Consider the following 10,877-nt stretch of genomic DNA (forward strand, 5'->3'; position numbering starts at 1 on the left):
ATTGATGATAGATAAACTCTATAAAGAAGTAGAAGAAAAAGGAAATGTATGTGTGGGACTAGATAGTAGCTTAGACTATATACCTAAGTTTATTAAAGAAAAATATGGGGATATTGACGAAATTATATTTCAATTTAATAAAAGAATAATAGATAAAACTATTGATTTAGCTACAGTATATAAACCACAAATAGCATATTATGAAGCCTACGGTATAAAGGGTTTAATAGCTTATAAAAAGACCTTGCAGTATATAAAAGATATGGGATCTATGTCTATAGGTGATATTAAAAGAGGAGATATAGCTTCTACAGCACAAATGTATGGAAGGGCTCATTTTGATGGAGAATTTGAAGCAGATTTTATAACTTTAAATCCTTATATGGGTATGGATAGTATAACACCTTATTTAAAATATATAGAAGAAAAAGGAAAAGGTGTATTTGTACTTCTTAGAACTTCAAATCCTGGAGCTAAGGACTTTGAATACCTAGATGTAAATGGCGAGCCCCTATATTATAAGGTAGGAGATAAATTAAAAGAACTAGGATCAAAATATAAAGGTAGTTCAGGATATAGTTCTATTGGTGCGGTAGTTGGTGGAACTCATACTGAAGAAGCTTTAGAAATAAGAAATAGATATAAAGATATGTTCTTTTTAATACCTGGATATGGTCATCAAGGAGCAAGAGGTGGAGATGTTGATCTTTATTTAAATAATGGGAATGGTGGAGTTGTAAATTCATCTAGGGGTATTATTATAAATTATAAAAAATATGAGGACGGAGAAGAAAACTTTGATAAATATGCAAGAAAGGCAGTTATAAAGATGAAGGAGGACCTTTTAAATGCTAGAGGGGTATAAGAAACTTAGTATAAAAGCTAATAAAGAAATATCTACTAATATTTTTGAAATAGAACTAGAAATGAAGATAGAAGGAGATATAAAACCTGGCCAATTCTTTATGATAAGAGGTTGGGAAGAGAATGATCCTTTTTTACCTAGGCCTATAAGTATAGCAGGTGTTGGGAAAAATAGTATAACCTTTCTATACGAAGTAAGAGGTAGGGGTACTCATATAATATCTAAGCTAGTAGCGGGTGATAATCTTGATATACTAGGACCACTAGGAAATGGTTTTTCACTGGACAAACCTGGTAAAAAAGCTATAGTATCAGGAGGTATAGGTATAGCCCCTCTTGTTTATCTCCTCAAAAACTTAAGTGGTGAAGTAGACTTTTATGCAGGTTTTAGAAGTGAAGTATATTGGAGAGAAAAAATAGAAAAAGACTCCAATTATGTCTATATTTCAACTGAAGACGGAAGTGTTTGTCATAAGGGATTTTGTGTTGATGACTTTGACCCTAGTAAATATGATGAGGTTTTAACTTGTGGGCCTATGCCTATGATGAAAAGAGTGTTGGAACTTTGTGAAGGAATAGTTCCAGTTCAAGTTTCTATGGAAAGTAAAATGGCTTGCGGTATAGGAGCTTGCCTAGGCTGTACTATAGAAACGCAGGATGGTATGAAAAGAGTATGCAAGGAAGGGCCAGTATTTAATGGAGAAGAGGTGATATTTTAATGGTTAATATGAAAGTTAATATATGTGGTGTAGAATTTAAAAATCCAGTAATAACAGCATCAGGCACCTTTGGATTTGGAAGAGAATATGCCGAATACTTCGACCTATCACGCCTCGGAGGAATTTCTTCTAAAGGACTTACATTAAAGAAAAAAGATGGTAATAAAGGTATAAGACTACACGAAACATCATCTGGGCTTTTAAACTCTATAGGACTACAAAACCCTGGAGTGGATGATTTTATAAAAGAGGAGCTACCATTTATGAAAGAGCAAGATACAGTTATTCTTGCAAATGTGGGGGGAGCTACTATAGAAGAATATTTAGAATCTGTTGAAAAACTAAACCATACAGATATAGATATGATAGAACTAAATATATCCTGTCCAAATGTTAAATCTGGAGGTATGGCTTTTGGAATAAAATGTCCTGACGCCCAAAAGGTTGTAAAGGCAGTAAAGAAAATATGTAAAAAGCCTTTAATAGTAAAATTATCTCCAAATGCAGAAAATATAGTAGATATGGCAATTTCATGTGTTGAGGCTGGTGCAGATGCTCTTTCCTTAGTAAATACTTTTAGTGGTATGGCTATTGATATATATGAAAGAAAGCCTGTTTTTAACAATACTATAGCTGGCCTTTCTGGACCTGGTATAAAACCTATAGCACTTAGAATGGTATATCAAGTGTCAAAAGCAGTAGATGTACCAGTAATAGGTATGGGTGGAATAATGAATTATAAAGATGCCATAGAATTTATAATGGCAGGAGCAGATTTGATTCAAATAGGAAGTGGAAACTTTATAAATCCAAGCTTAAGTCTTCATGTAATAGATGGAATAGAAAAGTTTATGAAGGATCAAGGTATAAAGGATTTAGATGAAATAAAAGGAATAATTGGGAGGGATATATTATGATAATAGATATATTAAAAGAAACAGGAGCACTTTTACAAGGTCACTTCCTTCTATCTTCAGGAAAACATAGTGATGGATATGTACAATGTGCGCAAGTACTTATGCATCCTGAAAAGGCTGAAATAGCAGTAGGAAAAATTGTAGAAAAGCTAGGAAATCTAGAGTTTGATATAGTAGTAGGACCTGCTATGGGAGGAGTTATAGTAAGTTATGAACTTGCTAGGCAGACTGGTAAACCTAGTATATTTGTAGAAAGAGAAGACGGGGAAATGACCCTTAGAAGAGGATTCAAGATAGAAAAGGGACAAAAGGTTCTAATAACTGAAGATGTTGTAACTACTGGAAAATCTGCATATGAAGCTATCAAAGTTGTAGAAGATCATGGTGGAATTGTAGTAGCTATAGCTTCTATAGTAAATAGAAGTAGTGGGGATATAAAATATCCACTATATAGCGCTGTAAAGGTAGACTTAAACACTTATGAAAAAGAGAATTGTCCAATGTGTAAAGATGGAAGTAAGGCTATAAAGCCTGGTAGTAGAAAGATAAAGGCTTAAACTTTTAAAGGAGGTAGCTATGATTTTAATAAAAAATGGTAGACTTATGGATCCTTTAAGTGGAAGAGATAAAATACAGGATATACTCATAAAAGGAGAAAAAATAGTAAAAATAGAAGAATCTATAGAAGCTAAAGAAGAATACAAGCTAATAGATGCAAGTGGACTTATAGTAGCACCTGGACTTATAGATGTACATGTTCACTTTAGAGACCCTGGTGGGACTCATAAGGAAGATTTAGTCACTGGAAGCACTTCAGCAGCAAGAGGGGGCTATACAACAGTTGTATGTATGGCTAATACAAAACCTGTAGTAGACAATGTAGATACACTTAAAACTATACTAGAAAAGACTAAAGATCTTCCTATAGAAGTTCTTCAAGTTTCTACTGTGACAAAGGGTATAGATGGCAAAGACTTAGCAGACTTAAAATCTTTGAGAGATCAAGGGGCAGTAGGTTTTTCTGATGATGGAAAGCCTATTATGGATGTGAGTGTTCTTAAAAAGGCTATGGAAATTTCAAAGGAACTAGATATGCCTATAAGTCTTCACGAAGAAGATCCTTCACTTATAGAAAAAAATGGTATAAATAAATTTTCACCTAGGCTTGCAGAAGATGTTATGGTAAGTAGGGATGTAGCCCTAGCTATATCTATAGGTTCAAAATTAAATATTCAACATATAAGTTCAGGAGTATCAGTTGAAGCTGTAAGATTGGGTAAAAAGATGGGTGCAAATATATTTGCAGAAGTAACTCCTCATCACTTTACTCTAACTGAAGAGGCTTTAGAAAAACATGGCTCGTTAGCAAAAATGAACCCGCCACTTAGAAGTTCTTGGGATAAAGAAAAAGTGATTGAAGGCTTAAAAGATGGCACAATAGATATAATAGCTACAGACCATGCACCACATACTAAAGAGGAAAAAGATGGAGATATTGCCTTAGCTCCAAGTGGTATAGTAGGTCTTGAAACAGCACTTTCCCTAGCCATTACAAAGCTGGTAGATAAAGGTCACTTATCTATGATAGATATGCTTAAAAAACTAACTGTAAATCCAGCTAAGCTTTATAAGCTCGATAGGGGCTATATAAAGGAAAACCATAGGGCAGACTTGGTAATATTTTCTCCGGATGAAAAACATAAAATAGAAGAATTTTCATCTAAATCATGGAACTCTCCATTTTTAAATGAAAGAATGAAGGGTAAAATAAAAATAACTATTTCAAATGGAAATATAGTATATCAAGATTTATAAAACTCAATATTTTTAATTGTAAAATATCGAAATATGTAGTATTATTTAGATATAAGGGTTTGTCCATTTTTAAATAGGACAAACTACTATATCAGCTGGGGCTAAAACTCCCTCTGATACAAGTTTTTAAAACTGGTAGATAGAGGTGAATTAATTGAGAAAAAAAAGAAAAAGAGAACATGTAGAAAATTATTTAAAAACTAGTTTTCAAGGGGACACCCTTTTGAGTGATGTGTATTTAGAGCACAATGCATTGCCAGAACTAAACTTTTCTGAAATAGATACTAAGACAAAATTTCTTGGTAAGACTATAGATTATCCAATTCTTATAAATGCTATGACAGGTGGTACAGAATTTTCTCAAGAGATAAATAAAGAACTATCTCTTTTAGCTAAAGAGTTTAACATAGCTATGGCAGTAGGATCTGAAACTATAGCCGTATGTGAGGATGAAGGATGTAGAGAGTCTTTTAAAATTGTAAGAGAAACAGTAGGAGAGGAAAGTCTAGTTTTTGCTAATTTAAGTGGTAGAGCATCTTTAGAAGATGTAGAAAAAGCACTAGATTTAATACAAGGTGATGCCATTCAACTTCATTTAAACGTAGCTCAAGAGATTGCAATGGAAGAAGGAGACAGAGATTTCTCTGGAGTATATAGCAATATAGAAAATATAGTAAAAAATATAGATAAACCAGTAATTATAAAAGAAGTAGGATTTGGGATATCTAAAGAAGTTGCCCAAAAACTTTATGATATAGGAATAAGATATATAGATATATCAGGTAGTGGAGGAACTAACTTTATTGAGATTGAAAATCTTAGAAACATGAATATAGACTTATCAGAACTATATTCTTGGGGTATACCCACTGCATTATCACTAATAAAATGCAAGGAACTACCCGAAGATTTAAAAATTATATCCAGTGGAGGCATTAAAAATAGTAAAGATATAGTAAAATCTTTAGTATTAGGAGCAGAAGTGGTAGGAATAAGTGGAGAACTACTTTCTTATCTTGTTCACGGTGGATATGACAATGCAAAGAATTACCTTGATGGATTAGTATATAAAATAAAAATGCTTATGATTCTTATGGGCAAGAAAAATATTGAAGAATTGAAGGCTTCAGACTATAAGATAATAGGAGACTTAAAAGATTTAATTTAAGATAAATAAAGAAGGCATGGTGAACTTTTCACCATGCCTTCTTTATATTTATTTTAAAATCCACCGGCACCGCCACCTCCAGCGCCGCCACCTCCGCCACCAGTAAATCCGCCACCTCCACCAAAACTACCTGTGGAAGTAGAAGAAGTGCTTTGGCTGGATCCATAAAAGCTATGATTAAAGGTATCTTCAAATCTAGATCCACCATTTTTATTAGTTAAGAAATAGAGATAACCCCAACCTACTGGATAATATGAACTGGCTATTGAATTTCTAAAACTATTTAAATCCTTCATAGCTAGTTCTAATGCTAGAGCATATATTAAAGCTTTATCATTATTTATATCTACAACTTTATTTCCATGATCCTTAAATTCCTTTTTAAAATCTCTCCAAAGGCTGTATTGGATATAACCTTTATCATTAGTTTTATATAATAGTAATACTCCATATATTAATATAAATATAGCTAATATTAAAGGGATAAGACCATATAAACTTTCAAAAGCTAAAGAAACAATACCTATCACAAAACCTACAATGCTTAGAACTATTAGAAGTACACTAAAAGGTTTTGTTCTCTCGTCATAGTAGTTTCTCATTTGCAAGTCTTTTTTTACAAGTTTATTCCACTCCCTTTGAGAAGTATAAAAATCTTTATAATTTTTCTTTCTATATTTTTCTAAATCCAAAGCAGTAAGACTTTTTCCATCTCCTATATCATTAAATATCCAATCGAGTAAAAAAGATTCTGCAGATGTTAAAGATGCTCTAGTATTTTCTTTCTTTATGAAAATATATTCATTTGAAGTATCTCCATTTTCATCTTCTATATCTTTTATTTCTATATAGTCTTTGGAAGAAAGATAGAATAAGCTTGCCAAAAATGCTCTGGGTGAAACTGCTTTATTCATAAAAAGTGAAAGTTCAGCAGGAGTTATATCATCAGGGTATGGACTTGTCATATTTTCAAATATGTCTTTATTTCTTCTAAATTTATAAAAAGTAAAAAATACTATAGATGTTATAAATAAAGAAAAATAAATAGATATTTTAGTGAGCAAACTGCTTCTCTTTTCTTTTTTTTCTATTTCAGCTTCTTTTTCCTTGGCTAGTAGTTTTTCTTCTTCTATAATGGAATTAAAATCTCCACTTCCTGTATTTTCACTTAAGGGTATATATTCATTTGGAAAAAGTATTCTATTTTCTATAAATTCATCTGGATTAACATCTCGTATTTCTGATTTTATCTTATCATCCGAAAAGTAAATCTTACCTTGACTAGGGCCATGTGCAAATATATTTATTTTATTTCTTTCAAAATTGGGCAGGTGTAGATTAATAGCGAAATAATCAATATGAGTTTCATTTTCTTTACCTAAAAATTTATAGTAAACTTCTCCTGTATCAGAATGTTTGATAGCGACATTTTCAAGTAAATAATTAAGTCTAAATGTCTTTTTTTCATCAGATGATGGGGAAAATATTTGTAATTGTAAATTTTTCTTCTCCTTCTTTCGAGTAAATACGTCCTTATCACCTTTTTTAGCTTCATTTACTTCTTTATAGCTGTTTTCTTCTCCACCGATCATTTCGTATATAGATAGATCTTCAACTGAATCAATTTTTTCTAAAACAATATCTCTATACACTCCGTTAAAGTTACTATCAAAATTAAATGTGATATCTTCAGAAATCTCTAAGTCACCATTTTCATTTACATATGCATCTACAATCCATCTATCTATATTTAAATCATCTGCTGCAAAAGATGCAGGTGAAGATACAATAATAGTTAATAATAAAACAAACAATAAACAAAAAACTCTCTTTTTCAACATAACCTCCTCCTCAAACTCTACTTATTATATCTATACCCGATAAAGAGATAAAATTGTCATAAATTCTTAAAAAAATGTGATTTGTTTTAATTGACTAGATTATGATATAATAACTAAGATATACTACTACAATATGGGGGTGTAAAGTTTGGATTTAAAAGATATAAAAGATTTAATACTAGCAATAGATACAACGAGTATAGAAAAGGTAGAAATAGAAAAAGATGATATAAAAATAAATATATATAAAAACATAGAAAAAGGTAAGCCTGTAAAATCATCTAAAGGAGAAGAAGTTTATCTTTATGAAAATAAAGATGGCTATGGAGATGAAGAAGAAGTAAAGACTCAAGAAAAGATAGACTCTGAAGACTCTTTCATAGTAAAATCTCCTATAGTAGGGGTTTATTACTCTGCTTCTAGTCCTAATTCAGAACCTTTTGTAAAAGTAGGCCAGAAAATAGAAAAAGGCGATACTCTTTGTATTGTTGAAGCCATGAAGATCATGAATGAAATAGAAGCTGAAATGGATGGAGAGATTATAGAAATATATGCCCAAGATGAAGATGTAATTCAATATGGTCAGGCTCTATTAAAGCTTAGGAGGATATAAGAATGTTTAAAAAGATACTTATTGCAAATAGAGGTGAAATAGCTGTTAGAATCATAAGGACCTGTAGAGAGATGGGAATAAAAACAGTTTCTGTATATTCAGAAATAGATGAAGACTCTATACACGTTCATATGGCAGATGAATCTATTTGTATAGGGCCTAGTAAAAGCCAAAAGAGTTATTTAAATATAAACAATATAATATCTGCAGCTATTACAACAGGTGCTGAAGCTATTCATCCTGGATATGGGTTTTTATCAGAAAGTTCTTCCCTTGCAAAGGCATGCGATGAAAATGGCATAAACTTTATAGGTCCTAAAAAAGAACATATGGAAGTTATGGGCAATAAATCCATGGCAAGAAAGACTATGATAGATGCAGGCGTACCAGTAGTGCCAGGTTCTAAAGAAGCTACAAATGATGCAAAAAAAGGACTTCAAATAGCACTTGAAGTTGGTTTTCCACTTATGGTAAAAGCTTCTAGTGGAGGCGGCGGACGTGGTATGAGAATAGTTTATAACAAAGAAGAATTTGAGGGAAAATTCAACATGGCAAAATCAGAATCAGAAATTAGTTTTAATGATGATTCTATGTATATAGAAAGATTTGTAGAAAACCCACGACATATTGAATTCCAAATATTAGGTGATAAACATGGCAATATAGTTCACTTAGGTGAAAGAGACTGCTCACTTCAAAGAAGAAATCAAAAAGTTTTAGAAGAAGCACCTTGTAGTGTTATGAGCGATGAACTTAGAAAAAAAATGGGGGATACTGCTATTCTTGCGGCTCGTTCAGTAGGATATGAAAGTGTTGGAACTATTGAATTTTTACTTGATAAGGATGATAATTTTTACTTTATAGAGATGAATACTAGAATACAAGTAGAACATCCTATCACAGAAGAAATAGTAGAACTTGATCTTATAGAAGAACAAATACGAGTAGCATTTGGTGAGAAGTTAAAGTTTACTCAAGAAGATGTCAAGATAAATGGTCATGCTATAGAATGTAGAATAAATGCTGAAGATCCTGAGAAAAACTTTAGACCATCACCTGGAACTATAGAAGGATATTTTGCACCAGGGGGATATGGTGTTAGGGTAGATAGCCATATATATAATGACTATACAATCCCACCTACTTATGACTCTATGATAGGAAAAATAATAGCATGGGGTAAAAATAGAGAAGAAGCTATAAATAGGATGAAAAGAGCATTGGACGAGATGGTTATTTTGGGAGTAAAAACTAATATAGAATTTCAAAAATCTATCTTAAACAATGAGAGATTTTTAAAAAATAATATAGATACTTCCTTTATAGAAAAAGAAATATTCGACCAAAAGAAATAGGAGGTAGAGAATGTTAAAGGATTTCTTTAATAGAAAAAAATATGCCGAAATAGGTATAGAAGAAAAAAAAGATAAAGAAAAAACTTTAAAAACTGAACAGATAAAAACTGAACAGATAAAAACTGAAGGAGTAAAAACTAAAGAAGGACGTATAAAGGATAATACTTCTCATGATAAGCTTAAGGATTCTAGACTTGATGCTAGACAAAGAATAAAAAGTATAATAGATGAAGATACATTTATAGAATATGATAGAGAAATAAAAACAACAAATCCCTTAGACTTTCCTGACTATATGGAAAAGATAGATATTGCAAAGGAAAAGTCGGGAGAAAGTGAAGCAGTTGTTTCGGGAGAAGGAACTATAGATGGTAGAAAAGTTATTATATGTGTTATGAATCCTAATTTTATGATGGGAAGTATGGGTTCTGTAGTAGGAGAAAAGATAACACGTGCTATTGAAAAAGCTGAAGAGAAAAGACTTCCTCTTATAATATTTACAGCATCTGGAGGAGCAAGGATGCAAGAAGGAATACTTTCTCTAATGCAGATGGCTAAAACTTCAGCAGCTATAGGTAGGTTAAAAGATAAGGGAGTACCTTATATATCAGTACTTACTGATCCTACAACTGGAGGAGTTACTGCAAGTTTTGCTATGCTTGGGGATATTATACTTTCAGAACCAGGTACACTTATTTGTTTTGCAGGTCCCAGGGTTATAAAGCAGACTATAAAACAGGATTTACCTAAGGGTTTTCAAAGAGCTGAGTTTTTACTCGAAAAAGGATTTATAGATATGATAGTTGATAGGGAAGAGTTAAAAGATATGATTTCACATATATTAAAACTTCATCCAGTGGGTGGTGAAATAGATGGCTAATATGTTAGAAGGCGAAAAGCCAATATTAGAACTAGAAGAAAAAATAAAGGAACTTACAGAGTTCTCCAAAGAAAATGAAGTTGATTTAAAAAATGAAATATATATATTGAAAAGAAAAGTTACTCAGATGAAAAAGAAACTTTATGAAAATCCTACTTCTTGGGAAAGAGTAAATATAGCAAGATTTAAGGAAAGACCAACTACACTTGCCTATATAGATAGGTTTATAGATGGTTTTATAGAGTTTCATGGCGATAGATATTTTGGAGATGATCCTGCAATAGTAGGCGGTATAGGTATGTTTGAAGGAAGACCTGTTACCGTTATAGGTCATCAAAAAGGAACAAATACTAAAGAAAATATAATAAGAAACTTTGGTATGGCAAGCCCAGAGGGATACAGAAAAGCTATAAGACTTATGAAACAAGCTGAAAAGTTTAATAGACCTATAATTACATTTATAGATACTTCTGGCGCCTTTTGTGGAATAGGTGCTGAAGAAAGAGGGCAGGGTGAAGCTATAGCCTTAAACCTACTAGAAATGAGTAGGTTAAATACACCTATTATCTCAATAGTGATAGGTGAAGGTGGAAGTGGCGGGGCCCTAGGCCTTGGTGTAGGAGATAGGGTTGCTATGTTAGAAAATGCTATATACTCAGTTATATCACCAGAAGGACTTTCTTCTATACTTTGGAAAGATTCTGC

General features: G+C 32.0%; 11 protein-coding genes. 10 read left to right on the forward strand and 1 reads right to left on the reverse strand.

Annotated features, from left to right (window positions below; translation table 11 throughout):
• The first annotated feature begins 1 nt into the window (after position 1).
• From pyrF to fni, 6 genes are all read left to right on the forward strand, one after another.
• Positions 2-865: an orotidine-5'-phosphate decarboxylase gene (gene pyrF / locus ACTHW2_RS00265; RefSeq protein ID WP_442261706.1), complete on the forward strand. Its 864-nt coding sequence runs from the start codon at positions 2-4 to the stop codon at positions 863-865.
• Positions 849-1,583: a dihydroorotate dehydrogenase electron transfer subunit gene (locus tag ACTHW2_RS00270; protein WP_442261707.1), complete on the forward strand. Its 735-nt coding sequence runs from the start codon at positions 849-851 to the stop codon at positions 1,581-1,583. The genes pyrF and ACTHW2_RS00270 overlap by 17 nt, the downstream gene beginning before the upstream one ends.
• Positions 1,583-2,500 carry a dihydroorotate dehydrogenase gene (locus ACTHW2_RS00275; protein WP_442261708.1) on the forward strand — a complete coding sequence of 306 codons (918 nt, stop codon included), beginning with the start codon at positions 1,583-1,585 and terminating at the stop codon, positions 2,498-2,500. Before ACTHW2_RS00270 ends, ACTHW2_RS00275 begins: the two co-directional genes overlap by 1 nt.
• Positions 2,497-3,057: an orotate phosphoribosyltransferase gene (gene pyrE, locus ACTHW2_RS00280; protein ID WP_442261709.1), complete on the forward strand. Its 561-nt coding sequence runs from the start codon at positions 2,497-2,499 to the stop codon at positions 3,055-3,057. The genes ACTHW2_RS00275 and pyrE overlap by 4 nt, the downstream gene beginning before the upstream one ends.
• Positions 3,058-3,076: 19 nt before the next feature.
• Entirely contained in the window at positions 3,077-4,315 is a 1,239-nt protein-coding gene (locus ACTHW2_RS00285; protein WP_442261710.1) for a dihydroorotase, read from the forward strand.
• 154 nt (positions 4,316-4,469) lie between these two features.
• Positions 4,470-5,483 carry a type 2 isopentenyl-diphosphate Delta-isomerase gene (gene fni / locus ACTHW2_RS00290; RefSeq protein ID WP_442261711.1) on the forward strand — a complete coding sequence of 338 codons (1,014 nt, stop codon included), beginning with the start codon at positions 4,470-4,472 and terminating at the stop codon, positions 5,481-5,483.
• 53 nt (positions 5,484-5,536) lie between these two features.
• On the opposite strand, the gene ACTHW2_RS00295 is transcribed toward fni, so the two are convergent.
• Positions 5,537-7,321 carry a DUF2207 domain-containing protein gene (locus ACTHW2_RS00295; protein WP_442261712.1) on the reverse strand — a complete coding sequence of 595 codons (1,785 nt, stop codon included), beginning with the start codon at positions 7,319-7,321 and terminating at the stop codon, positions 5,537-5,539.
• Between the two features lie 151 nt (positions 7,322-7,472).
• On the opposite strand from ACTHW2_RS00295, the gene accB reads away from it, so the two are divergent.
• The 4 genes from accB to ACTHW2_RS00315 form a co-directional block, all read left to right on the forward strand.
• Positions 7,473-7,937, forward strand: a complete 465-nt coding sequence (gene accB, locus ACTHW2_RS00300; RefSeq protein WP_442261713.1) for an acetyl-CoA carboxylase biotin carboxyl carrier protein — start codon at positions 7,473-7,475, stop codon at positions 7,935-7,937.
• A 2-nt stretch (positions 7,938-7,939) separates the two neighbouring features.
• Positions 7,940-9,292 carry an acetyl-CoA carboxylase biotin carboxylase subunit gene (locus tag ACTHW2_RS00305; RefSeq protein ID WP_442261714.1) on the forward strand — a complete coding sequence of 451 codons (1,353 nt, stop codon included), beginning with the start codon at positions 7,940-7,942 and terminating at the stop codon, positions 9,290-9,292.
• A 10-nt stretch (positions 9,293-9,302) separates the two neighbouring features.
• Positions 9,303-10,172 (forward strand): acetyl-CoA carboxylase, carboxyltransferase subunit beta, encoded by an 870-nt coding sequence (accD, locus tag ACTHW2_RS00310; protein ID WP_442261715.1) that lies wholly within the window; start codon positions 9,303-9,305, stop codon positions 10,170-10,172.
• On the forward strand, positions 10,165-10,877 hold a 713-nt coding region (locus tag ACTHW2_RS00315; protein WP_442261716.1), incomplete at its 3' end, for an acetyl-CoA carboxylase carboxyltransferase subunit alpha. The genes accD and ACTHW2_RS00315, both read left to right, overlap by 8 nt.

The sequence above is a fragment of the Tissierella sp. genome, from assembly GCF_052089545.1.
GTDB lineage: Bacteria > Bacillota > Clostridia > Tissierellales > Tissierellaceae > Tissierella_A.

What these genes read in the sequence shown, in the direction of transcription:
- ACTHW2_RS00275 (WP_442261708.1), top strand. Translation starts at nt 1,583, where the DNA reads ATGGTTAATATGAAAGTTAATATATGTGGTGTAGAATTTAAAAATCCA.
- ACTHW2_RS00285 (WP_442261710.1), top strand. Translation starts at nt 3,077, where the DNA reads ATGATTTTAATAAAAAATGGTAGACTTATGGATCCTTTAAGTGGAAGA.
- ACTHW2_RS00305 (WP_442261714.1), top strand. Translation starts at nt 7,940, where the DNA reads ATGTTTAAAAAGATACTTATTGCAAATAGAGGTGAAATAGCTGTTAGA.
- accD (WP_442261715.1), top strand. Translation starts at nt 9,303, where the DNA reads ATGTTAAAGGATTTCTTTAATAGAAAAAAATATGCCGAAATAGGTATA.
- pyrE (WP_442261709.1), top strand. Translation starts at nt 2,497, where the DNA reads ATGATAATAGATATATTAAAAGAAACAGGAGCACTTTTACAAGGTCAC.
- ACTHW2_RS00270 (WP_442261707.1), top strand. Translation starts at nt 849, where the DNA reads ATGCTAGAGGGGTATAAGAAACTTAGTATAAAAGCTAATAAAGAAATA.